The 24,768-nt window shown below is 45.3% G+C and carries 20 protein-coding genes; 15 read left to right on the top strand and 5 right to left on the bottom strand.

The window, feature by feature from the left end; all coding sequences use genetic code 11:
- Positions 1 to 153: 153 nt before the first annotated feature.
- Both MHH89_RS18495 and MHH89_RS18490 read left to right on the top strand, forming a co-directional pair.
- Positions 154 to 927 (top strand): hypothetical protein, encoded by a 774-nt coding sequence (locus MHH89_RS18495; RefSeq protein ID WP_076308758.1) that lies wholly within the window; start codon positions 154 to 156, stop codon positions 925 to 927.
- Between the two features lie 105 nt (positions 928 to 1,032).
- Positions 1,033 to 1,866, top strand: a complete 834-nt coding sequence (locus MHH89_RS18490; RefSeq protein ID WP_076128733.1) for a prohibitin family protein — start codon at positions 1,033 to 1,035, stop codon at positions 1,864 to 1,866.
- A 417-nt stretch (positions 1,867 to 2,283) separates the two neighbouring features.
- Here MHH89_RS18490 and MHH89_RS18485 read toward each other — a convergent pair whose 3' ends face one another.
- Both MHH89_RS18485 and MHH89_RS18480 read right to left on the bottom strand, forming a co-directional pair.
- Positions 2,284 to 3,276: a ketoacyl-ACP synthase III gene (locus MHH89_RS18485; protein ID WP_076277142.1), complete on the bottom strand. Its 993-nt coding sequence runs from the start codon at positions 3,274 to 3,276 to the stop codon at positions 2,284 to 2,286.
- 10 nt (positions 3,277 to 3,286) lie between these two features.
- Complete coding sequence (locus MHH89_RS18480) at positions 3,287 to 3,628, bottom strand: hypothetical protein (RefSeq protein ID WP_076099934.1); 342 nt, start codon at positions 3,626 to 3,628, stop codon at positions 3,287 to 3,289.
- A 297-nt stretch (positions 3,629 to 3,925) separates the two neighbouring features.
- Here MHH89_RS18480 and deoC point away from each other — a divergent pair, with 297 nt between their 5' ends.
- The 7 genes from deoC to MHH89_RS18445 all read left to right on the top strand — a co-directional run bounded on the left by deoC (position 3,926) and on the right by MHH89_RS18445 (position 13,063).
- Positions 3,926 to 4,603: a deoxyribose-phosphate aldolase gene (gene deoC / locus MHH89_RS18475; RefSeq protein WP_036680262.1), complete on the top strand. Its 678-nt coding sequence runs from the start codon at positions 3,926 to 3,928 to the stop codon at positions 4,601 to 4,603.
- A gap of 311 nt (positions 4,604 to 4,914) precedes the next feature.
- The gene (locus MHH89_RS18470; RefSeq protein WP_036680260.1) at positions 4,915 to 6,207 is read left to right on the top strand and encodes a homocysteine synthase; all 1,293 of its coding nucleotides are present in this window, start codon (positions 4,915 to 4,917) and stop codon (positions 6,205 to 6,207) included.
- Positions 6,208 to 6,418: 211 nt separating this feature from the next.
- Positions 6,419 to 7,489: a hypothetical protein gene (locus tag MHH89_RS18465; protein ID WP_076128725.1), complete on the top strand. Its 1,071-nt coding sequence runs from the start codon at positions 6,419 to 6,421 to the stop codon at positions 7,487 to 7,489.
- A 754-nt stretch (positions 7,490 to 8,243) separates the two neighbouring features.
- Positions 8,244 to 9,383, top strand: coding sequence for a 3-dehydroquinate synthase (gene aroB / locus MHH89_RS18460; RefSeq protein WP_076280567.1), 1,140 nt, complete (start codon positions 8,244 to 8,246; stop codon positions 9,381 to 9,383).
- A gap of 324 nt (positions 9,384 to 9,707) precedes the next feature.
- A complete protein-coding gene (locus MHH89_RS18455; RefSeq protein ID WP_341087810.1) occupies positions 9,708 to 11,672 on the top strand; it encodes a heavy metal translocating P-type ATPase in 1,965 nt (654 codons plus the stop codon).
- 183 nt (positions 11,673 to 11,855) lie between these two features.
- Complete coding sequence (gene trxB / locus MHH89_RS18450; RefSeq protein ID WP_076128718.1) at positions 11,856 to 12,797, top strand: thioredoxin-disulfide reductase; 942 nt, start codon at positions 11,856 to 11,858, stop codon at positions 12,795 to 12,797.
- A gap of 32 nt (positions 12,798 to 12,829) precedes the next feature.
- Positions 12,830 to 13,063, top strand: a complete 234-nt coding sequence (locus MHH89_RS18445) for a glutaredoxin family protein (RefSeq protein ID WP_076128716.1) — start codon at positions 12,830 to 12,832, stop codon at positions 13,061 to 13,063.
- Between the two features lie 138 nt (positions 13,064 to 13,201).
- On the opposite strand, the gene MHH89_RS18440 is transcribed toward MHH89_RS18445, so the two are convergent.
- The gene (locus tag MHH89_RS18440; protein ID WP_036680251.1) at positions 13,202 to 13,402 is read right to left on the bottom strand and encodes a hypothetical protein; all 201 of its coding nucleotides are present in this window, start codon (positions 13,400 to 13,402) and stop codon (positions 13,202 to 13,204) included.
- A 192-nt stretch (positions 13,403 to 13,594) separates the two neighbouring features.
- Complete coding sequence (locus MHH89_RS18435; protein ID WP_076179356.1) at positions 13,595 to 14,755, bottom strand: ROK family transcriptional regulator; 1,161 nt, start codon at positions 14,753 to 14,755, stop codon at positions 13,595 to 13,597.
- Positions 14,756 to 15,023: 268 nt separating this feature from the next.
- On the opposite strand from MHH89_RS18435, the gene xylA reads away from it, so the two are divergent.
- From xylA to MHH89_RS18415, 4 genes are all read left to right on the top strand, one after another.
- The gene (gene xylA, locus MHH89_RS18430; RefSeq protein ID WP_076128712.1) at positions 15,024 to 16,340 is read left to right on the top strand and encodes a xylose isomerase; all 1,317 of its coding nucleotides are present in this window, start codon (positions 15,024 to 15,026) and stop codon (positions 16,338 to 16,340) included.
- A 187-nt stretch (positions 16,341 to 16,527) separates the two neighbouring features.
- Positions 16,528 to 18,024, top strand: coding sequence for a xylulokinase (gene xylB, locus MHH89_RS18425; protein WP_076310337.1), 1,497 nt, complete (start codon positions 16,528 to 16,530; stop codon positions 18,022 to 18,024).
- Between the two features lie 207 nt (positions 18,025 to 18,231).
- Positions 18,232 to 20,019 (top strand): sensor histidine kinase, encoded by a 1,788-nt coding sequence (locus MHH89_RS18420; protein ID WP_076128708.1) that lies wholly within the window; start codon positions 18,232 to 18,234, stop codon positions 20,017 to 20,019.
- Positions 20,016 to 21,566: a response regulator transcription factor gene (locus tag MHH89_RS18415; RefSeq protein ID WP_341087804.1), complete on the top strand. Its 1,551-nt coding sequence runs from the start codon at positions 20,016 to 20,018 to the stop codon at positions 21,564 to 21,566. The genes MHH89_RS18420 and MHH89_RS18415 overlap by 4 nt, the downstream gene beginning before the upstream one ends.
- A gap of 78 nt (positions 21,567 to 21,644) precedes the next feature.
- On the opposite strand, the gene MHH89_RS18410 is transcribed toward MHH89_RS18415, so the two are convergent.
- Entirely contained in the window at positions 21,645 to 22,046 is a 402-nt protein-coding gene (locus tag MHH89_RS18410) for a hypothetical protein (RefSeq protein WP_341087800.1), read from the bottom strand.
- A 741-nt stretch (positions 22,047 to 22,787) separates the two neighbouring features.
- Here MHH89_RS18410 and MHH89_RS18405 point away from each other — a divergent pair.
- Complete coding sequence (locus MHH89_RS18405; RefSeq protein WP_076100584.1) at positions 22,788 to 23,768, top strand: ABC transporter permease; 981 nt, start codon at positions 22,788 to 22,790, stop codon at positions 23,766 to 23,768.
- A 65-nt stretch (positions 23,769 to 23,833) separates the two neighbouring features.
- Positions 23,834 to 24,739, top strand: a complete 906-nt coding sequence (locus MHH89_RS18400) for a carbohydrate ABC transporter permease (RefSeq protein ID WP_076128700.1) — start codon at positions 23,834 to 23,836, stop codon at positions 24,737 to 24,739.
- Positions 24,740 to 24,768: the final 29 nt, after the last annotated feature.

Raw genomic sequence — 24,768 nt, 5'->3', positions numbered from 1 at the left:
TTTGTATGCCAATTTAATTTTTTTTGATCGAAGTAGGTCCTCAAAAGACAATAAATTAACCCTCCCGCCTCCTAAAAGTAACATTTGAATGTCTAACTTCATCTATGATTAATGAAAGATTTAATTTTAAAAGAGGTTAGGAAGTGATCAAGGATGTTTCCTTTACATAAATCCGTTACGCTGACAGCCTTGCTTCTAATGAATCTGCTGGCAGGTTGCCAACATCAGGTGGACCCATCCCCCGCTCAATCGGATAACGACTACCACACCTCAAGACCGAAGCCAACAAACACCGCTGCTAACCTCATTAAGCTGGAGTGGAAGCTGGTGGATACAATACCCATAGTCTCTCAACTAAGTGCTCCACCCACAGGCGCTACTTTGATTACAGAGAAGAAGCTGGAGGATTTTGGAGGAGTCAAAGTGAGTGTGTATACGATGGCTAGTGACGAAGACTATGTGTATGCCAGAACTTCTACTTCCAAAGGACAATACAGTCTAGGGGCGATAGGAACTTATAATTATCGTCAACCGGAGGATATCAAGGTAGAAGTAGTGCGGCTATTTAGCGAAAAGGTGTTGAAAATCACCGGGGGACTAGGAGCAAATAACTCGCTCAGTAACTATTATTTAATCGACGAGAGCGGTAACCCCTCGGGTTTGCTGCAAATTGATACCGGACATTCCAAAGAGCTGGATGTTGATCAGGATGGATCTTTTGAGGGTGTAGCCGCACATGGAAATCCGATGAGTGCCTATATTTACCGCTGGAATGTTGATCACGCTGAGATAACTTTTGTTAATGATGCTTTAAAGGCGGACTCCGTGGTGCTAACGGATGAAGGAATATATGAAGCTTCTAATATCGGGGACAAGCAGAGCAAGAAATTCCGGTTGACCGTAGAAGGACTGATCCCAGAGCGGTAACGCCATGACCACTGCTGTTGAAATATTTCCTGCGACCATTTACCCTAAACCTCCGTATAGACGGTTAAGCTTGAATGATTATCCATAATCTAGGAGGGGTATTGGATGAATATGCAAATGAATCCGAAATTGAAACAGCTGCGTCCGGGAAAAATAGTCACCGGTATTGCAGCGGTGCTTATTGTATTGTTGATCGGCGCGAACTCTTTTGTATCTGTGGAATATGGGCATGTAGGTTTATACAAAACCTTTGGTAAATTAAATGACAATACATTGTCACCCGGCATTCATTTTAAAATTCCATTTATTCAGACGGTGATTCAGGTCAATACACAGGTAACGAAGGCGGAGACCGATACTTCAGCCTCTTCAAAAGATCTTCAGCCCGTGTCCACACATGTGGCGGTGAACTATTCCGTAAATAAGGCTTCCGCCTTTAATCTGATGAACAATATCGGAGGTAATTTTGATAGTGTAATTATCAATCCGGCCATTCAAGAAATCGTTAAAGAAGTGACAGCCAAATATCCAGCAGAGGATTTGATTACGCGTCGTGATGTAGTGTCGAGTGAGATCAGTGAGCACTTAACCGCTAGGCTGGCAAAATATGACCTGATCGTCAACGATATTAACATCGTTAACTTTAAATTCTCGGAGGCATTTAACCAGTCGATTGAAGCAAAGCAGGTCGCCCAGCAGCAGGCGCTGAAGGCCGAAAATGATCTCCGGCGGATTGAGATTGAAGCGAAGCAAAAAATCGCCCAGGCGCAAGCAGAGGCTGAATCTTTAAGACTTAAGAAGCAAGAGGTTACACCTGAGCTGGTGCAGCTGAAGCAAATTGAGGTTCAGGAGAAAGCGCTGGAAAAATGGAACGGCGTGCTGCCATCTGTAACAGGGGGAGCTACACCTTTTGTGGATGTTCAATCCCTGACTAAATAATTCATTATTGGATTTCTGATTTATTTCACAATTTGCTGTTCTGTGATTGAGATCGTAGCTGTCTGCTTCAACAGAGTATTTATTATCCCGTTACGCTTACGGACTCAGAAGATGTTATTTGTAAGTTTTAAGGCTTAGGAGCATGGCTTCGGACTCCAGTGGCGCTATCCCTTAGGTAGAGGTTCGGATTTGGTGTTTTTTATGCCAATAGCGGCTATGGGGTCCGATAGTTTCCCAAATGTGCAATTATGCTGCCTATAAGGTCAGCTGTGTCCGATAGTGGCTCGTACGCAAAAAAGCTACCTATTTTACCTTATATAATTCCGGGTTTGGCAATAAGGACAGCCCATAGTGTATCAACAACTGATCCTCTGATAGGAAAGCCCTACTTCTATAGAAGTAGGGCTTTTTATGCTATTAATATTGATAAAGCATCGTAGGAATTTGCCAGCCAGCGCCAACTGACCAAAAGAAGACATAATCGCCACGTTTAATTCGTCCGTCCTCGACTCCGCGTTGAAAGGCGATAAAAGGACTGCTTGTGGCTGTGTAGCCGAACTCGTCGCCTACATAAATGAACTTTTCTGCGGTTAGCCCAAGTCCGATTTGGATGAGCTCGATATTTTTCAGTGAGAATTGTGAAAGGCAGAATGCAGAGATATCATCCGTAGTCAGACCGTTGCGTGAGAGAAGCTCCTTCATATCCGCTATAGCCGCATCCACACACACTGTACCGTCAAAAGGGGTCCACCGTATCCGAATCTGCTCTGGGGTCATACCCTCTTGATAAATATTCGACAGGCCGCAGGCCGGGAACATAATATTTTCGGAGCCTTCAGAATCGGTGTAATAAAGGGAATCTATGAAGCCTGCATGCTCACTGCTGCGCTCTAGAATCACTGCTGCTGCGGCGTCCCCAAAGTTAGGGTAAGTAATTTCATCATCTGTATTGCAGTTTACTGAGCTGTAGTCGCTTCCTACAACGAGTGCGTACCTGATGCTGGGATTGGCTTGCATATAACGACTTGTCTGCTCCACGGCGGAGACCATTCCTGCGCAGTTAGCATTGGAATCCTGCGTAATGGTCCGGTGTTTACCTTGAAGCATACGGTGTAGGAGAAGTGCATTGGTAGGATAGGTGTACTCTGGCGTCTGTGAAGCGAACATGATCATGTCCATATCCTCACCTTGCAAATTCGCTTCGCTAAGCACTTTTTGGGCAGCCTTTAATCCCATCGTCAGAGCATTTTCACCCTGTTCTTTTACGATGTATCTCCGGTCGCGACCCATGACTTCTAGGAATCGTTTGATGTCCTTGCCCATACTCTGAAAATGCTTCAGATAATATTCGTTATCTACGATATGCTCTGGGTGGTAATAAGCAGCTTGGCGAATCGCTATATGTCCCAAGTGGCGCCTCCTATGCTTCAATAATTTCGTAATTTTCTAATTTCGTTGCCCGTGCCACTCGGCTTAACTGCATTTTTAGGACAGGGCTTTTGGCAATAATAAAGGTTACTTTTTTAAATCCGGATTGTTTGTACAGTATGTAGCATTGCTCAAGCATGGGAAGTGTGTCCTTTGAGGATACATTCAATGTCTTGCAATCTAGGATGATCTCATATTGTTTCGGGTCGAATGCACTTATGATTTGGTTGTACTCATTAATGAAACGTCCTGCATCTTCTGGCGACATAGTTCCTTCCACTTGTACATTCAGTTTTTGATCGGCAGCATTTGTGGCGAAATTGAAGTTTCCCATTTTTGATTAATCTCCTCCTAAGTTTTATCTAAGAAAAATTTTGATGAATAGGATAAAAAAACCTATTTATCTAAGACTATTATCGTATTTTTAATTGGGAAAGTTTAGGGGATTAAACCTTTATTTTTTTAAAAAGATAATTTAGGGAATGATAAACTACTTAAAATCCATAAAATCTGCACAAATTAAGGTTTGAGGTAGGCATGCCCACCCTGTTTGCTTTGCAAAGCACAGTTCTATTGGTATGATTACAGAGATGAAAAAAACTACTATCCAAATCATGGAGGAATAATAAAAATGAGCGAAATTACACTATCGGGGATCATTGATCATACACTGCTTAAAGCAGATGCACGGAAAGAAGACATTATTAAATTGGCGGAGGAAGCTAAAACTTATAAGTTTGCTTCTGTTTGCGTAAACCCTGCTTGGGTAGCTACTGCCCATGAAGTGCTGAAAGATACGCCTGAGGTTAAAGTATGTACAGTAATCGGCTTTCCGCTGGGGTCATCGACAACAGAGAGCAAAGCATTCGAGACTACCGATGCTATCGCTAAAGGTGCAGGCGAGGTGGATATGGTCATCAATATCGGAGCATTAAAAGATGGCAACGATGAGCTGGTTAAACGTGATATTGCAGCTGTTGTAGATGCAGCGCGTGGCAAAGCCCTGACAAAAGTCATCATTGAGGCTTGTCTGTTAACGGAAGAAGAAAAAGTTCGTGCCTGCAAGCTATCTGTTGAGGCCGGAGCAGATTACGTAAAAACATCCACTGGATTCTCTACAGGCGGGGCAACGAAAGAAGATATCGCGCTTATGCGTGCTACAGTTGGACCTAATATCGGTGTAAAAGCTTCCGGTGGTGTACGTAGTGCAGAAGATGCACATGTAATGGTACAAGCAGGTGCAAGCCGTATTGGAACTAGTGGTGGTGTAGCGATTGCTAAAGGCGAAACAAGCCAAAGCAATTACTAAGCCGAAGGGCTGAATCGGAAGCGGCGAGTGAGGAGGACAAGCTCATTCGCCGCTGTCCTGATTCAAACTATTAACCGATCAGCTTGATTAGCGATTGTGTTTTATACATAAGGTTGAGGTTTTTATTAATTTATATTGAAAGCGTTATCCAGTAGGTAGAGGACACTAGCAGAAGCATTTGACCAAAGTACAATAATTCACACCGGAATAATGAGATTTTTTTCTTTTCAAATGACGTGGTTTGTGAGAGAATGGGTACAATTCAAAATTGTTAATCATTTCTATACTTAATTATAGGGGAGGAAATACCTATGTCAGAAGATCGCAAGCTGTCGTTTGAAACTTTGGCTGTCCATGCAGGCCAGGAAATTGATCCAACTACTTTCTCACGTGCTGTACCGCTTTATCAGACCACTTCCTACGGGTTCCGTGATGCTGATCATGCAGCGGATCTGTTCGCGCTTAAAGAATTCGGTAATATTTATACTCGGCTGATGAACCCAACTACGGATGTATTTGAACAGCGTGTGGCAGCACTTGAGGGCGGGGCAGGTGCGCTTGCTACAGCTTCCGGGGCAGCGGCTATTTCCTTTTCCATTCTAAATATTGCGGGCGCTGGGGATGAAATTGTATCTGCAGCAAGCCTATATGGCGGGACTTATAATCTATTTTCGACAACACTGCCTAAGCTTGGTATTAAGGTACATTTCGTAGATTCGGATAATCCTGAGAACTTCCGTGCTGCGATTACAGATAAGACCAAAGCCTTGTATGCAGAAACAATCGGCAACCCACAGGGAAATGTTCTGGATATTGCGGCAGTTGCAGCGATCGCCCATGAACATGGGATTCCTCTCATCGTAGACAATACGTTCCCAAGTCCATATTTATTGCGTCCGATTGAGCATGGCGCGGACATTGTTGTCCATTCGGCAACCAAATTCATCGGTGGACATGGTACATCCATTGGCGGGATTATTGTTGACGGCGGTAAATTTGATTGGAAGGCAAGCGGTAAATTCCCAGGTCTTACGGAGCCAGATCCAAGCTATCATGGAGTGGTTTATACGGAAGCGGTGGGCCCGATTGCTTATATTATTAAAGCCCGCGTTCAATTGCTTCGCGATTTAGGGGCGGCGATTTCTCCGTTCAACTCTTGGATGCTGCTGCAAGGTCTGGAGACTCTTCATTTGCGGATGGAACGTCATAGCCAGAATGCGCTAAAGGTAGCGCAATATTTGGAGGCACATTCAGATGTGGAATGGGTAAGTTATTCGGGACTTCCTACGCATCCATCTCATGAATTAGCGCAAAAGTATTTGCCTAAAGGCCAAGGTGCGATCCTTACTTTTGGTATTAAAGGTGGAAGTGCTGCGGGACGTAAGCTGATTGAGAATGTGAAGCTGTTCTCTCATTTAGCGAATGTTGGGGATTCCAAGTCATTGATCATCCACCCAGCTAGCACAACTCATGCACAGCTGTCGGATGAAGAGCAAATCACAGCCGGAGTAACGCCGGAATTGCTGCGTTTGTCGATCGGGACGGAGTCCATTGATGATATTATCTATGATCTGGAGCAAGCAATTGCTGCCAGTCAACAATAGAAGTTTATATTTCGAAAAGCATTACCGCTCTGTGGTAATGCTTTTTTTGTTGCCTAAAAAAGTTGGAATATTCATCAGATTTGGCAACGCTTGCATATTTCAGGTGTGGCTCCCGTATTTATAAGTGAGGTAGGTAAATGAAATGTCGGTCGCTTATGTTATATAGCTTGGCATACCGGCAGCAATCCAAAGATAAAGGGTGGGTGCGAGGATGAAGGGTGAACGTCAGCAGGATGGTTTGCGGAGTAGTGAAGAGCGCCCGTTCAAGTTCATGTATAAGGCTGGTGATCGGACTGTGGGAATGGAAATGAGCCAAGCTGGATCCGTAGCCTCCGCTGCCGCAGAATTTATCGCTGGAGTAGAGCAGAGGGATGTCATTGAGCCTTTGAAGCGGTCTTATTTTAAGCGGCCGGGGGAACCATCGACATTCCTAGTGCTGCGTGAAGGAAGAGAAGAACGTCTTGCTGGACGGGAAGGAACAAGGACTGTTCAAGCGGGCCCGTGTTTGATACGGAGTGAGGAATGGCTGCTGGAACCAGAGCTGTTCTGTCTTTATGAGAACTGGTTATCTAGCGAAGATGAACTCCAAACAGCGCGTATTCTGCAGCGAATCTCTTATCGTCTGCGTGCAGCTGTTGCCGAGCTGCTCGAATCGCCGGATGGCGAATGGGCAGCGGTCACCCTGCTGCATCCAGAGTCGCTTGCGGTGGCGCAGCCCGCCAAGCTTGCCGCGCTTCAGGACGCGCAGCTCGAAGCGCTGTTCGCTGCGGTGGCGGAGAGCCAGCGGCAAGGCGGCGATTGCCGCCTTGACCTGCTGGTCGCCTACACCGCAAGTGCAGCCGAATTCGCTGCAAAGCGCGAATTCATCGAAGACGTGGCCGATCAGACACTCGGCCACGCTTATGCGGCGGCATGCCGCATCGGGGCGCTGATCGCGCCCGATGTGGAGCCTGCCGCCGCTGCGGAAATCGCGCGTATCGCCGATTTCCTAGTGCTGGACGGCGCGGCGGGTGAACACGCGCCGGAAGAGACCGCCGCGGAGGAATTCGCCCTGGCGGCGGGGAAGATCTTTGCCGCCGTGACGAGCGTGAAGCCGGCGGCGGTGGTGCTCGCCGCGGGGACACCGGCGGCGTCGGCTTTGGCCGATCTGTATCAGATCGGGCTCAGCGGGATCTTTTGCAGCGCCGGTCAGCGGACCGAAGCGCTGCTGAGAGCGGCCTGCCTGATCTGGATCGCCAGGCAGCGTGAAACGCTGGATACTGCCGCCGGGGGAAGGCAGTAAGCTTTTTCTGATGAACGATACGGTGCAGTTTATATAAGAATCGAAAAAAGACTTCAGAGCAGCGATTATCCGGTTATCGGAGAATCGTTGCTTTGTTTTTTTGGTCGTTAGCTGCCTGCTTCAACAGCGTACATATATCCCTTTACTCAATCACTATACTCAACCTCCGTACTTAAACTAATCTGCACTCATGCTTTGGATGCAACCTCCGTACTCCCACCCTGTGCCCAAACACCGCACTTAAACTAATTTGCACTCATGCTTTGCATTCAAACTCTGAACTCAACCTCCGCACTCCTCCGCCCCCCGATGCTTAAGGACCCAGATGACGCTATTTGCCTGATTTTAGCTTTTTAAGCATGGTTTCGGACACCAGAGACACTATTCGTTAGGAAAAGGTACATATTTAGTTCTTTTCAGGTCAATAGCTGCAATGGAGTCCGTTAGAATACCAAATGTGTTTAAAATCAGCGATTAGGGTCAGCTGAGTCCGATAGTAGCAACATACGCGAGCAACTTGCATCATACGTTCATCACTCGTGTCGTATTCATACTTTGCGCTCAACCTCCGTACTCAACCCCGCACTCAAACTAATCTGCACCGATCCTCTGTACTATCACCAATAGCTACAGACAACATTAGTTTTGGAACCTCCGCATTTGTTTCCAGCTTCTCCTTACATTTTACATAAACAGGATAATGAGAGTGGAGGCTCGAATTTTATTAGCATCTTGCTGAATAGGGGTGCTGTAGATGTCTACAAATTTTAGAGTTGGCCTGCAAAAGGTCGTAGATCATTCTTACGATATTGAGATTGGGGAAGGTCTTTTTGGCGCTCTGATCGAGGATTTGAAACATGGAATTGTCGAGAATGTAAGCAAATTCGCGATTATTACAGATTCAAAAGTTGAAGCCCTGTATGGACAAGCCTTGCTGGAACAACTGCATCAGAATGATTTTCAAGCGGAGTTATTTTCTTTCCCTGCTGGAGAGAAGTCTAAAACCCGAGAAACGAAGGCACAGCTGGAGGACCGGCTATTAAGCCGTTCTTACGGACGAGATTGCTGTATCCTTGCCATCGGAGGTGGAGCGGTAACGGATTTGGCAGGTTTTTTGGCTGGAACATTTGGTCGGGGAGTGCCAAGTTTGAACTATGCAACTACCCTTTTAGCAGCAGCGGATGCTTCTATTGGTGGTAAAACGGGCGTGAATACACCGGTTGCAACCAATCTAATTGGTGTTTTTCATCAGCCTAAAAAGGTCTACATTGACCTAGCCACTTGGAGAACGCTTCCGGTACGTGAGCTTCGTAGTGGGTTGGCTGAAACAATCAAACATGCCTGCATCGCGGATGCTGATTTTTTTGAGTTTCTTGAACAGAATATGGAGCGAGTGGTTTCCTCAGAAGGCGATCTTGTATTAGATCGAGAGGTTTGCGAACGGATTGCTTTTCATAATTGTGAGATCAAGTACAGCGTGGTGGAAAAGGATGAACTGGAGAGCAACCTGCGCCAAATTCTAAATCTGGGGCATACTGCTGGCCGGGCGTTAGAGGCATTAAGTGGTTATGAATTATTACATGGTGAGGCTATTGCGATTGGACTCGCGGTTCAGGTGCAGCTGGCAGAGCAGTTGGGGTATGTAACGGCTGACCAAACTCAGCGTGTGATTGCTTTGTTGAAGAAGGCGGGACTTCCGACTGAAATACCAGCAACCATTACAAATAGAATGCTGATTGATAAGATGTATACGGATAAAAAGGTTCGCAAAGGGCGTATACGGTTTGTGTTCCAAGCTGGAATTGGAGCGATGAAGTCTTTTGAAGGTGGAGCTTATTCGACGCCAGTCGAAGAGCAAGTCCTATCCGAGCTTTTAAATAAAATACGCAGCTAAGAGAGGAAAACGTTAGTTTAAATTTATGACAAATAGCCTAGAAGGTAGGGTTTACTTTTTCGTTCAAGGTGGTATTATTAAAATATAAGTTGCACTAAGGAAATATAGTTGTACTGTTGCAACAATGATTATCATTCTCACTACTCATAGTTATCATTCATGCTGTCCCGGCTAAGCCGGGGCAGCATGTGTCATTTTAGGGGTCTTAAGAATGGCTCTCATTATCATTTAGACAAAACAAAACGTATGCTCCCGAAGCAAGTTTTGTTGCAAAGAGAAGTCAATGAAGTAATCCTACACAAAACTTTCAGGATGGTGATTATTATGCAAGCAACATCAAAACATTTACCCCAGCAAACCTCAATCTCCGGCAGCATGAAGAAACCAGGCGCTCCAAAACGCCGGTTCGATCTGAGAGCCATGCTCAGCAACTCCGAGATGCAGGCTGCGCTTGGCAGCGGAGTACTTATGCTTTTTGCTTGGGCTATGGGCAGCTGGTCAGAAGTTTTCTCTATAGTACTTTATGTTATTTCGTATACCATTGGTGGCTGGAACAAAGCCAAAGAAGGCGTTGAGACGCTCGTCAAAGAACGTGATCTCGATGTGAACCTGCTGATGATTGCGGCCGCACTAGGCGCAGCTACCATTGGGTACTGGAATGAAGGTGCTATGCTCATCTTTATTTTTGCGCTTAGTGGAGCACTAGAGAGCTATACGATGGAACGGAGTAAGAAGGATATTTCCTCACTTATGGCCTTGAAACCTGCCACAGCCATGCGGATTGAAAAAGGAAGCATGAACGAGGTAGCTATCGATCAGTTAGTAATTGGAGATCTGTTGCTTGTACGTCCAGGGGATCTTATTCCTGCAGATGGTAAGGTGTACAGAGGAGAATCGGCAGTAGATCAGGCTTCCATTACAGGAGAGTCAGTGCCTGTTGAAAAATGTGCTGGCAGCGAGGTATTCGCAGGTACGGTCAATGGAGAAGGCCCACTTTATATTGAAGTAACGAAATCAGCAGAGAACACACTTTTTTCCAAGATCATTAAGATGGTAGAAGAAGCAGAGACGGATGTTCCAAACTCACAGCGATTCATTAAAAGACTGGAAGCCATCTATGCACGGGTAGTCGTTGCCTCGACTGTGGCTCTTATTTTCCTTCCACCCTTTTTGCTGGACTGGAGCTGGAGCGCAACCTTTTATAAAGCGATGGTTTTTCTTGTAGTAGCCTCGCCTTGTGCGTTGGTCTCATCGATTATGCCTGCGATGCTGTCGGCCATTTCCAAAAGTGCGCGAAAAGGGATTTTATTTAAAGGCGGGGTCCACCTCGAAAATATGGCTCGGACCTCTGTTGTAGCTTTTGATAAGACAGGGACCCTTACAGAGGGAACTCCGCAGGTGACAGACTTTATTGCAGCTGAAGGCTACAACCGGGAAGAATTACTGGCGATTAGCGCATCCATTGAGCATATGTCACGCCATCCATTGGCGGAAGCCATTGTGCGTAAAGCTGAGGAAGAATATCTGGAGCTGCGGGGAGTGCAGGAAAGTAAAACCATCACTGGCTGGGGAATTGAAGGTCAAGTTGACGGGCATCTCTGGAAAATTGGAAAGTCCAATTTTCTGGATGAGCTGATTTCATCTGCGATGAACTCTGAGCTTGCATTCTGGAGAACTAAACGGCAGCAGTTGGCGGAAGAGGGGAAGACTGTCTCCATTATTTTGGACGGTGAGCATATTGCAGGTATGATTGCATTGCAGGATACAGTTCGCCCACAAGCAGAAGCCGCAGTGCGGAAGCTGCAGGAGCTGGGGATTAAAGTGGCTATGCTTACGGGTGACCGGGAAGCTACAGCAAAAGTTATTGCGGCTTCAACCGGAGTAGATTTAGTATTTGCCGACCTTTTACCAGAGGATAAAGTAAAGCATATTAAGGCGCTTCGTGAAGAGCACGGTAATGTTGTGATGGTGGGTGACGGTGTGAATGATGCGCCTGCTCTGGCTACAGCGACTGTTGGTATGGGAATGGGCATGAAAGGCAGTGGTGCAGCGCTTGAGATCGCCGATGTAGTGCTTATGAATGATAATATTGAAGAGATCGCCTCGACCATTTCATTGGCACGGCGCTCACAGCGTATTGTGAAGCAAAATATGATTTTTGCTGTAACAGTAATCGCGGTTCTGATGATCAGTAACTTTGTGCAGGGCATCGCCCTTCCTTTTGGCGTGATCGGTCATGAAGGCAGTACGATATTGGTTATTCTTAATGGGCTGCGATTGTTGCGGTAAGAGGTCAGTGATGTTACTGTGTATTATTTATTGCCAAAAATTAAATTGTTCACAAATGATTTTTCCCTGAGGGAGTCTGGCTTATTGACATTTTTGCTTTCAGTTAGCATAATTAAGACTACATTATAATTATTTTAAATAAGAAGCGACGTCACTGCCGTCTAACTCAAGGAGGATATAGATATGTATAAATCAATAATTGTTGGAACCGGACCGGCGGGGTTGACTGCTGCTATCTACTTGGCTCGTGCCAATTTGAACCCACTAGTAATCGAAGGACCTCAACCTGGCGGACAATTGACCACCACTACAGAAGTGGAGAATTTCCCGGGATTTCCTGATGGAATTATGGGTCCAGACTTAATGGATAATATGCGTAAACAAGCTGAACGTTTTGGTGCGGAATTCCGTACGGGTTGGGTGAACAGTGTAGAACTTGGAGAGCGTCCTTTTAAGCTTAATGTTGAAGGATTGGGTGTTCTTACGACGGATACCCTGATCATTTCGACTGGCGCTACGGCAAAATACCTCGGTATCCCAGGCGAGCAGGATAATGTGGGACGCGGTGTAAGCACCTGTGCTACCTGTGATGGATTCTTCTTCCGTAATAAAGAGATCGTGGTTGTTGGCGGTGGAGATTCTGCGCTTGAGGAAGCGGGTTTCTTGACTCGTTTTGCCTCCAAAGTAACGCTGGTACACCGTCGTGAAGAGCTACGTGCTTCCAAGATCATGCAGGATCGCGTTCGCGATAATGTTAAAGTAGCTTGGAGCCTGAATCGTACTCCTCTGGAAGTAACTTCTGGAGACAAAGGCGTGAGTGGACTAAAAGTGCTGAACAATGAGACCGGACAAGAAGAAATCATTGAAGCAAGCGGAGTGTTTGTGGCGATTGGCCACCATCCTAACACTGCATTTTTGGGTGGACAAATCACAACTAATACTGAAGGTTATATCATGACTAACCCAGGTACTTCTGAAACTAATATCCCAGGCGTATTCGCTTGTGGTGATGTGCAGGATACCCGTTATAGACAAGCAATTACAGCAGCAGGCAGTGGATGTATGGCAGCTATGGATGCTGAGAAATACATTGAAAGTCTGGAACATAGCGCGGTTATTCTGTAACATAACTGTAATCTTCCATAGGAGGTCTAATGATGGAAAATGTAATTGTATATACATCAACAAATTGTCCACATTGCCGTCAGGTGAAGAGCTTTTTGAGTGAAAAAGGCGTAGCCTATGAAGAGCGTAATATTGAGCAGAATGATGATTACGCGCAGCAGGTTTGGGATATGGGAATGAGAGCTGTTCCTGTAACTGTAATTGGTGAGCACAAAATCGTGGGGATGAATAAAACTCAGTTCGACAAAGCATTGGCGACTGTTTAATTAAATATATTTCTGTGAGGAAATTGCAAAAGGTCGCTTCCATTTTGGAGGTGATCTTTTTGTGGTCTAAGTATACAAAAATAGCCTGACGCTAATATGCGGAGGCTATTTTTTATGATGTAAATCGCAAAGTTCAATTTAAGCTTGAGTGAAAGAGGTAATGATCTGAAATAGGACGTATACAGCAACACCGCTGCCGATCAGAATGAATCCTGATTTCTTTTTGGCTTGAAAAAAACGGAGCACACCGAGACTGATCAAAGGGGCAATAATGAGCAGAAAAAGCAACACAGTGATGAACATCTGTGCCGAGATATCAGACGTATCAACATAGGTCATGGACTCGCTCTCCATTTCAAAAAAGGGGTTGTAGTGATAAATGTCACACTAACTTATCCTTTATTATATAGGATTTAAGTTGCTTTTACTGCACTTTTGATCCACCTAAATGCGGCAATTTTACGTCAATTCTATCCGCTCTTGAATTTCACCCGTGAAACTGTCCCGCAAAACGTTGTCCATTAGACTACATTAAACGGTCACCCGAATATCGCCTAGAAAATGCATAACTGCAGAGAACCCCGCGCCTATCATCGTGCCTCGGCTGCCCAGCTTGGAGAAGGTAATCTCGAGCTGCTGCTTATGATAAGGAAGTGTACGCTCGGCTACAACCCGGCGAAGGGGCTCCCCTAACCAGGCTTCTGCTTCGGATAAGGCTCCACCGATGACAATCAGCTCTGGATTAAAGCTATTGATTAGATTCGTTACTCCGATGCCGAGATATTCACCCATAGATGAGAAGTGGCGCAAGGCGTCTTCTTGTCCAGCGGCTGCATAACGGACCAGTTCTTGTGTGGTATGAGCAGGGAGGGAGAACTCGGAATGGTCATAGGTTTTCTCCGAGGCATATAGCTCCCAACAGCCACGGCTCCCACAACTGCACGGCTTGCCTTGTGCTTCAATCGTCATATGTCCGGTCTCGCCGGCATATCCTCTTGCACCTTTGTACAGCTCTCCGCCAATAATAATACCGGATCCGATCCCTGAACCCGCACTGATATAGAGCAGATGTCTAACATCTTTTGCCGCCCCAAAGTTCAGTTCACCTTGTGCACCTGCGTTAGCTTCGTTATCAATAGTGACTGGAACCGCGAATTCCGCCTCCAAAATACCCCGCAGGTCGACCATTTCCCAGCCAAGGTTGGGAGCAAAAAGAACAACCCCGTTCTCATCCACCATCCCGGGGACACCTACTCCGATGCCGACGATACCGTATGGGGATTCAGGTGCTTTATCAATCAAGTCTGAAATTGTTTTTTTCATCCGTTCCAGTACATAAGGCAGAGCATGATTGTCCAGGGAGAAATCGCTTTCGAAAAGAATGCCACCACTTAAATCACATAAGACGGCTGTCAGTTGCTTCACCCGTAGCTCTATACCGATTACACTGCCGGCCATGCTGTTAAAATGCAGCATTAGCGGCTTACGTCCGCCACTGGATTGACCTGGTCCAACTTCAGTCACTAATTCTTGAGCGCATAGCTCAGCCACCAGATTGGATACGGTAGCTTTATTCAGTCCGGTCATCTCTGAAACCTTGGCGCGCGAGAGCGGAGAGTTCCTTCGAATAGTATGTAGTACGATCGATTTATTGATTTTTTTGACCAGCGCCTGATCTCCGGTAACCTTCACGAATCACACATCCTTTTTAGCATAGTTCCCTTTTGTTGTATGCCACTTAGTCTAGAGTGATGTGCTGGAAATTGCAATACATCGGCAGAAAAGAGGAAATCTATGTTTGTTGGATTTTTTGAATATTAAACGGATAGGCAAGGGAGACTTAAAGAGGCGGAAATTTTATAAAAAAACTTTGTTTAACCAATATACAAAGTCAAAAAGATGTGTTAAGATGATGCTGTAAACGCTTGCTAGCGTAGCACAATATGAGGAGGATTACACAATGGCTTATTTTGAGACAGTGAACAAAATCTCTTACGAGGGAAGCCGTTCCACCAACCCTTATGCATTTAAATTCTACAATCCTAAAGAAGTCGTAGCCGGCAAAACTATGGAGGAACATCTGAAATTTGCAATGGCTTATTGGCATACATTAACTGCTGGCGGTTCTGATCCGTTTGGCGCTGAAACTGCAATTCGCAGCTGGGACAAATTGAGTGGTCTTGATAAAGCTAAAGCTCGCGCTGAAGCAGCATTCGAATTTATGGACAAGATGGATCTGCCTTACTTCTGCTTCCATGATGTAGATATCGCACCAGAAGGCGCATCTTTGCGTGAGTTCTACAGCAACATCGACACTATTGTTGATATCCTTGAACAAGGCATGAAGACTTCCGGCAAGAAATTGCTGTGGAATACAGCTAATATGTTCACTAACCCGCGTTATATGCACGGTGCAGGTTCTACACCTAACGCTGATGTTTTCGCACATGCAGCAGCACAAGTGAAGAAAGGTCTGGAAGTTGGTAAACGTCTGGGCGCAAGCAACTATGTATTCTGGGGCGGCCGTGAAGGTTACGAAGAATTGCTGAATACAGATATGGGTCTTGAACAAGATAACATTGCACGTCTGTTCAGCATGGCTGTAGATTACGCTAAGGAAATTGGTTTTGATGGTCAATTCCTGATCGAACCTAAACCAAAAGAGCCTACTAAACATCAATATGATTTCGATGCAGCAACAACAATTTCGTTCTTGCAAAAATACAACCTCGACAAGCACTTCAAGCTGAACCTTGAAGCTAACCACGCTACGCTTGCAGGTCATACTTTTGAACATGAACTTCGTGTAGCTCGTATTAATGGCATGCTTGGATCACTTGACGCTAACCAAGGGGATACACTGCTTGGTTGGGATACTGATGAATTCCCAGTAAACATCTACGATGCAACACTTACTCTTTATGAAGTATTGAAGAATGACGGTCTTGGCAAAGGCGGAATTAACTTCGACGCTAAAGTACGTCGTCCTTCCTTCGAGCCACAAGATCTGTTCTTGGCACACATCGCTGGTATGGATACTTACGCAAAAGGCTTGAAAGTTGCTGCTAAATTGATCGAAGATCGCGTATTCGAAGATTTCATTGACAAACGCTACAGCAGCTTCACAGAAGGCGTTGGTGCAGACATCGTTTCCGGTAAAGCAACATTGGCTTCTTTGGCTGAATATGCTTTGAACAATGAGAACCCACGTCCTAACCAATCCGGACGTCAAGAATACCTGAGAGCTACCCTTAACCAATACATCTTGGCTGAGTAGTCCTTATAGGGAGCTTGAAGCTTAGGCTTTGAGTCGAGTTTGAACAAATGCAACGGGGGTTGCTGAAGAGAGCATTCTTCGGCAGCCCCCTTTTTGTAGTAAAAACTAAGCAAGATGCTTACGAAGTAAGTTTTGCTCGAAGTAATTCAATGAAGTCTATGCTAACAAAACTTTTAGGAGGTCAAAAATGAAATACGTTATAGGTGTTGATTTGGGGACTAGTGCAGTGAAGACTGTTCTAGTGGACCCGCAGGGGAAGGTGGCTTTTGAGCATTCCGAGTCCTACCCGCTAAGCAGACCCCAACCGAACTGGAGTGAGCAAAATCCTGAGGATTGGGTAAAAGGCACGCTGGTCAGCCTGCGCCGTCTGATTGAAGTATCAGGCATAGACCCGTCTCAAGTAGACGGTCTAAGTTTCTCCGGACAAATGCACGGATTGGTACTAGTAGATAAAGAAGGGCAAGTGCTGCGTCCAGCTATTCTTTGGAATGATACCCGTACTACTGCACAATGCCGTAAGATTGAGAAGACGCTTGGAACGAAGTTGATCGATATCGCCAGAAACAAAGCATTGGAAGGTTTTACACTGCCTAAGATTCTGTGGGTTCAAGAGAATGAACCAGAAGTATTATCACAGGCGCATCAGTTCCTGCTGCCAAAAGATTATGTTCGTTATCGGTTGACGGGTGATTATGCAATGGATTACTCCGATGCTGCCGGAACGTTGTTATTGGATGTAGGTTCTAAAGAATGGAGTGCAGAAATCGCAGAGGCTTTTGAACTTCCGCTTTCTCTTTGTCCTAGATTGGTAGAATCCTTTGAACAGACTGGAACTTTATTGCCGGACATTGCTGAAGCGTCAGGTCTTTTATCTTCAACGAAGGTATTTGCTGGTGGTGCAGATAATGCTTGTGGCGCGCTCGGAGCGGGTGTATTGGGAGAAGGCCGGACCATGTGCAGTATTGGTACATCTGGTGTAGTTCTTTCTTATGAGAGCAATAAAGATTTGAATCTCGAAGGCAAAGTCCATTTCTTTAACCATGGTGAAAAAGATGCCTACTATATTATGGGGGTTACACTAGCTGCTGGTTATAGCCTTACGTGGTTCAAAGAAACCTTTGCGGCGGACAAAAGCTTTGATGAGCTGTTAAGCGGAGTTTCCTCTATTCCAGCTGGCAGCGGCGGCCTGTTATTCACACCTTATATTGTAGGAGAACGTACACCACATCCAGATGCAAATATTCGCGGAAGCTTTATTGGTATGGATTCAGGGCATACGTTGACGCATTTTACACGTGCAGTATTAGAAGGCATTACCTTCTCACTGCGTGAATCCATTGAGATTGTACGTGAGTCAGGCAAAGAGATTACAGAGATCATTGCAATTGGTGGTGGAGCTAAAAATGAGGCTTGGCTGCAAATGCAGGCTGATATTTTCAATGCATCCATCGTGAAGCTGGAAAGTGAACAGGGTCCGGCAATGGGAGCAGCTATGCTGGCGGCTTATGGAAGCGGATGGTTCACATCCCTTGCGGAATGTGCAGAAGCGTTTATCCGTCCTGCTGATGTTTATAAACCAGATCCGAAACAAACGGCAATCTATGACGGTCTATTCAACCTCTATCAGGAAGTTTACGGCCAGACCCGCGAATTGAATAACAAGCTGGCTGCATATCGCCAATAAAACGCCATTTATCAATCTGTCTGATATAAAAGAGGTCTTTCGCATCTGGCGGAAGGCCTTTTTAAAGACCATCTTCTTTATAGAGGTGATGAACGGCAATATTCAAAAATGTTGCCGTTTTCATTTTTCTTCTGTAAAGTATGGAATATCTCCAAGGTAGTGGCAGCCTGTACATGAGATAGTGAAGGTTTCGGGGGGCGAAAGGCCATGTTTCAATGGTTTGTTAAGGTGCTGAATGACATCAAAATCCGCAATAAGCTGCTGCTTGCTTTTTTACTGACTACACTTTTACCGGTATTACTGGTAGGTGGTTATCTTACGATTGAGATGAGGACCATGGCGTTTGAGAACGCACTGGAGCAAGCTTCAATTAACGTAGATCGGGTAAAAAAAAGAACAGAAGAAGTCATCGGTGTATCGCAAGATATAGCGTATCGATTGTCCAATGATGCCCGGCTGAAAAAACTCGCCATACGCCAGTATGTAAGCACTTATGATGTGGTTGAGGCTTATCGGGATTACACTGATATGCGTGAATACCTAAGATTATATAAAGACATATCCAACATACGTTTATACACTGATAATGCTACGCTGCTTAACAACTGGGAGCTGATCAATCCTTCGTCTGCCATTAAGGAGAGCCAGTGGTATCAAAGAGCACAGCGGTACGATAGCCTCGTCGGTTGGGAATATATAGAGGATGAGCGTGATCAGCGGAATTATTTAAGTCTTGTCCGCAAAATCGAGCTGGAGGGCTCCAGTAAAATTGGCGTGCTCGTTATTAATGTAAACAGTCACCAGCTAACCTCAATTCTGAGCCAGGAATCATTTGATACCATGATCGTGGATGATCAGGATAATATCATTGCTGCGAACCGGAGCGATCGGACAGGAAAGAAACTGGCAGATGTTTCTTTTGATACAAAGCTTTTGGGGCAAGGAAGCGGGAGCTATGAGGCAGAAGTAGATGGTGAAGCCTCCAAAATAGTGATAGAAGAACTTAAACCACAAGCCAGCCGTAACGCCCTGCGAATTATTTCTGTTTTTTCTATTGATAGTATAGTCAAAGAACCTAATCGGGTGATTAAGCTTTCGATTACCGTGATTGCCGTAAGCGTTTTATTGGCCTTTTTAATCATATATAGTTTCTCTTCATTATTTTCACGTCGATTATTGCAGTTAAGCAGACATATTAACCGCGTTAGTACGGGTGATTTTGACACTTCATTAAAAATTGATGGCAAAGATGAAATTGCTCTGTTAGCTCGTCAGTTCAATTCTATGGTACGGAGTATTAACGATTTGATGTACGAGGTACAGGAATCTAATGACCAGAACAGTCTGCTGGAACAGAAACAGAATGATATCCGTTTTAAAATGCTGGCAAGCCAGATCAATCCTCATTTCTTGTTCAATGCGCTGGAATCTATTCGTATGGAGGCCCATATGAAAGGGCAAGTGGAGATTGCACGGGTAGTGCGTCTTCTTGGCAAAATGATGCGCAGTAATCTGGAGGTAGGCCGAAGTAAAATTTTGCTTAGCCAGGAGCTTGAAGTGGTTCGTTGTTATTTGGATATTCAGCAATTCCGTTATGAGGATCGTTTGAAATATCAATTTATTGTAGACCCTGCCGTCGAATCACTCTACATCCCGCCGCTGATTGTGCAGCCGCTTGTGGAAAATGCGGTGATTCATGGGTTAGACAACACGATGGATGGAGCAATGGTTACGGTGAATATCAAGCGTGAGCAGAATCATGCGGTCTTTACCATTACCGATAATGGAGCCGGGATCACTCCGGACAAGCTGGAGCAGATCCGTTATACCCTTGAGGTTCGTGATGAGCAGGAAGAGGCACGCATCGGGCTGCGCAATGTACACGACCGTTTGAAGTTATCCTACGGTGTTGAATATGGACTGAATATCGAAAGCCGGATGAATGAAGGAACATCTATTACGTTTCGTATTCCAATGGAGGACATAAATCTATGATCAAAGTATTGATTGTTGATGATGAGCCAAAGCTGCGGGAAGGCCTTCGGGCTCTAATCCCTTGGGAAGAGCTAGGGTATACGGTGGTGGCTACGGCCGCCAACGGCTTGCAAGCTCAGGAGAAATATCATATTTTTTATCCGGAACTGATTGTGGTGGATATCCGCATGCCTGGTATGGACGGGCTGGAGTTAATCGGTGAGCTGCGCGAGGAAGGCTCGACCAGCCATGTGCTAATTTTAAGTGGTCATGCGGATTTTGAGTATGCCAAACGAGCCATTTCTTACCGCATTGACGGCTATTTACTGAAGCCGGTGGATGAGGAAGAGCTAATCAACTATTTGGAGGAACTCAGAGTCACGATCGCTCAGGAAGATCGCTTTAGCCGCTGGAATGAAGAGGAGCCTGCCCGTAATCGCGAAAGCCTGCTGCGTACATTGCTGCAGCCTTCAACTGCGGAGGAGGGGGAGAATGATCCTGCTAAGCAGGCGGCAGCACTGGGTCTTAAATCAGACCGTGTCGAAGTGATCCTACTCGAATTACTCGCGCCTGCGGGCGGCAGTGAGGAAGGGGAGCGGGCCGTTAAGGCCGCGGTAGAACAGTATTTTGCCAGCAGTGAAGAGCGGATGTTTTTCACGATGCCGCCATATATTGGATTTCTGCTGCAAGAGCCGCTGCCAGGAAAGCAGGAACAGGAGCGGCTGATGGAAGAGCTTGCTTCCTTAATTTGCCGCGAGGGATACGACTTCAGCGCAGCAACGGGAGGCCCTGTAGCTGGACCAGAAGAGGCGGCACAGTCTTTTCAAGTGGCGCGTGAACTGCTGCGCCGGGCATTCTTTTACCGCAAAGGGATTCTGATCAGCGCCGATCTCTCCGGTATGTTGTTTCCTGGAGTGGCGGAGGCGTACACCGAAGAAGGGCAGGATGCGGAGAGCCGCCTAATGCTTGCTGTTGAAACTGGAAGCCGCGCGGCCATTGAACCGCTGGTGGATACGATCTGTGCAGAGCTACTGGCTGCGGGCAGTGAGGAGCAGCAGATCAAAGATACATTTGTGCGGATTCTCAGTACGGTGTTGGCCCGTCTCGAACCGGTCTATCCAGAGATTCGCAGCAATGCCGCTAAGCATTCCCCGCCGATCGGTGAGCTCTACCATAGTCATTATCTGGCAGACCTGCAAGAGCAGGCCGTTAATTTCATGGCGGAGATCGCCGATCAAATGTCCAGTGGCAGCAAAGGGAATGAGATCAAAAAAATTACGGAGCTAATCAACCGCCGTTACAATGAGAACCTTAAGCTTGAGACCTTATCTGAGTTATTTAATTACAACAGCGCATATCTAGGTAAAATGTTCAAGAACACTACCGGGGAATACTTCAATACGTATGTGGACAAAGTGCGGATTGAGAAGGCGAAGCAATTCCTAGCGCAAGGCATGAAAGTATATGAGGTGGCCGAGAAAGTTGGGTACATGAACCCCGATTACTTCAACGCCAAGTTCCGTAAATATGTAGGACTCTCCCCAAGTTCTTTTCGCAAAAACATCTAAAATAGAAGCCCAAAAAGCCACAGTTGCAGTTCAGGTATAACCTGAGCTTTAGCTGTGGCTTTTTTTCTTACATTAAAGCTACTTCACTAATAATAAATCTAATCTTTGTTGCAATTCTTGATTTGCAGGGTCCTTTTGAAGGGCCAGAAGTAACTCTTGAATTTGATCCATCTCTTTAAAAGGTTCATTTTGTACATATTTGTCATGTATTCTGGTTTCCAAGGTATATCCATAATCGAACCCTAATGTTGAATACGTCGAAAGGGCAGCAATTTTACTCGCTTGCTCTACAGCAAGAATGCTTGGTGTTGAGGATCGTTCTAATTCCACTCTTAGACCGTCGAGTTCTGATGTCAGATTCAGGTCCAGCCTATTCATTAATCTGTTATGGCTTACGTTGTTATTGAATTGAAATAAATTTAGTGTCAATAATACTGCGGCGATAATCAATAATAATATCTTGATGTTTTTGTTTTTCATTGCTCTCCTATTACCCTCCTTTAGGAAAAGAAATTGCAGGTACAACAGATAATGTCGACTCGGCATGTGCGTATAAGGAATATGTATCTGAAATAGTTAAACTACTGACGTATCAGGTAATATTTTCTAGAAAAGATGATATTAAAGTAATTAATTTTAATTGAACCATACGGAGGTTTTCGTTGAGGAGCAGGGCAGGGGTTACGGGTATACTTGTTACGCCTCATCTGAGAGCACATTATAGTCTTCATTCGCGGGTTTGACGGACTCCAGAGTCGTTATTTGGGCTATTTCGAGTCCAAATTCGATTTATCGGACTCCATGTACGTTATTAGCTGCAAATGTTCTCCAAAAGGTGGTTTTTTAAGTGAATAAGGTCTATATAATCCGCCTAACCCAATAAGATGTGCAATTTGCTTAAATAAGTCATTTCAGTCCGCGCCTTCGCTTCCGGCCACGTTCACTTATAGAACGTTAGCTCGGGGCGTTTTTTAATTATGGGATGAAGTATTAATTGTGTGAAATAGACAGGGGATTAAGTATCGTATCGATTTATGAAATCAAATAATTTCACTTGATTATATTTTCAGTAAATTCATGTTTGTTTTCAGTGTTTTCAACGATGTATCCGCTTTATTTGGGCTCTAAATCTCTAATTTTCACCTGATTTTAGGTCGAATTTATAGGGTACTGCAATCGCTTACAGAGATTTAGAATATAGACATAGAGAGGAGGGGCTTTATGAAAGCGGACACAGTAACTTCTCAAATCCCGCCGGATACCCGAACACGCAACAAAAAGCCTGCTTCAGGAGGACGGTTTTGGAGAAGCTTTAAGAATCAAAAGTACTTATGGATGATGTCGATACCTTTTGTGATCTGGGCATTCGTCTTCAGTTATCTCCCGTTATGGGGCTGGACGATGGCTTTTCAAAAGTACAAGCCTGCACGTGGCTTTTTTGAACAAGAATGGGTAGGTTTTGAACACTTTAAGACACTGTTCAGTGACTCGCAATTCCTTCTGGCGCTGCGTAATACGCTGGCGATGAGTGGAATGGGCTTAGTCGCAGGATTTATCTTTCCAATAACGTTTGCAATATTGCTCAATGAAGTGCGTCTTGGCTTCTTTAAAAGATTTGCTCAAACAGTCTCGTATTTGCCCCACTTTGTATCATGGGTGGTTGCAGCGGGGATTGTAACTAAAATGTTATCTGGTGAAAATGGTCTTGTAAACGATATCTTGTTAGGAATAGGATTCATAGACGCACCTATCCAGTTTATGGCCCAGGGCCATCTCTTCTGGGGAATCGTTACCTTATCGGATGTCTGGAAAGAGACCGGATGGAACGCCATCATCTACCTTGCAGCTATCGCAGGTATTGGGCCTGAATTGTACGAAGCGGCCCGGGTAGACGGTGCCAGCAGGCTTCGTCAGGTATGGCATATTACACTTCCGGGTATTCGCCCAACAATTACTGTACTACTCATTATGTCGGTGGGTAATTTGCTCAATATCGGCTTTGAGAAGCAATTCTTGCTCGGAAACAACCTCGTTACCGACTATTCTCAAGTGCTAGACTTGTATTCACTGAAATACGGACTGGGCATGGCGAGATATTCCTACGGTACTGCGATCAATATATTCAACTCAGTGATCAGTGTAATTCTACTGTTTACGATTAATGGAATCTTCAAACGTACAACAAAAGAGAGCCTTCTGTAGCACAGAAGGCCCTTCTACCCAATCGTGGCAGTAAATTGCCCTTTTCATGAAAGGAGAGCGTTACAGTGGGAAATTCAGCTATCACCGGAAAGTCATGGTCAGACCGGATCTTTGATTTCTTTGTATATTTTGTAGTACTGTTCGTGGTTGTAATCACGATTTATCCGTTTTTGAACGTGCTTGCCATCTCACTGAATGATTCAGTGGACAGTGTGCGCGGTGGAGTGACCATCTATCCCCGGGATTTTACCTGGGACAATTACCTAAAGATCTTCACTTTCTCCGGATTAATCACCGGGTTTAAAATATCCGCTTTGCGGACAATTATCGGTACTTTGTTCGGACTGATCAGTGCCTCGATGCTGGCGTTTACGATCAGCCGCCCTGACTTTGCAGGTCGCAAGTTTGTCTCCACATTCTTGGCAATGACCATGTATATCTCAGGAGGAATGATTCCAATCTATATGCTGATCAAGGATCTGCATATGATGAACAGCTTTGCAGTCTATGTATTGCCTGGACTGGTTAGTGCCTTTAACGTCTTCGTTATCCGCTCCTTCATCGACGGCCTGCCGTATGCGCTGCAGGAATCGGCGAAGCTGGATGGAGCCAATGACTTTACTATCTACTTCCGCGTTATTCTGCCATTGATGAAGCCAGCGCTAGCAACGATCGCGCTGTTCCTAGCAGTAGGTCAATGGAATGCTTGGTTTGATACTTATCTGTACAATGGTTCAAGCCCTAACTTGACCACATTGCAATATGAATTGATGAAGGTTCTACAGACCACAACCAGTGGTAACGGAGGCGACTACCGCTCCAACATTGCTTCGCTGGCTTCCAATCAGGTCTCGCCGGAGTCGCTCAAAATGGCGATTACGATTGTCGTAACCGTACCGATCCTGTTGGTTTATCCGTTCATTCAGAAGTATTTTGTTAAAGGTATGACACTTGGTGCTGTGAAGAGCTAATCACAGTTTAACGGGGGAGCATAGTCTCC

It is taken from the genome of Paenibacillus sp. FSL H7-0323, from assembly GCF_038002725.1.
Lineage (GTDB): Bacteria > Bacillota > Bacilli > Paenibacillales > Paenibacillaceae > Paenibacillus_AQ > Paenibacillus_AQ odorifer.
Note: the sequence above shows the minus strand (reverse complement) of the source record. Positions and strands in the feature narration are given on the sequence as shown.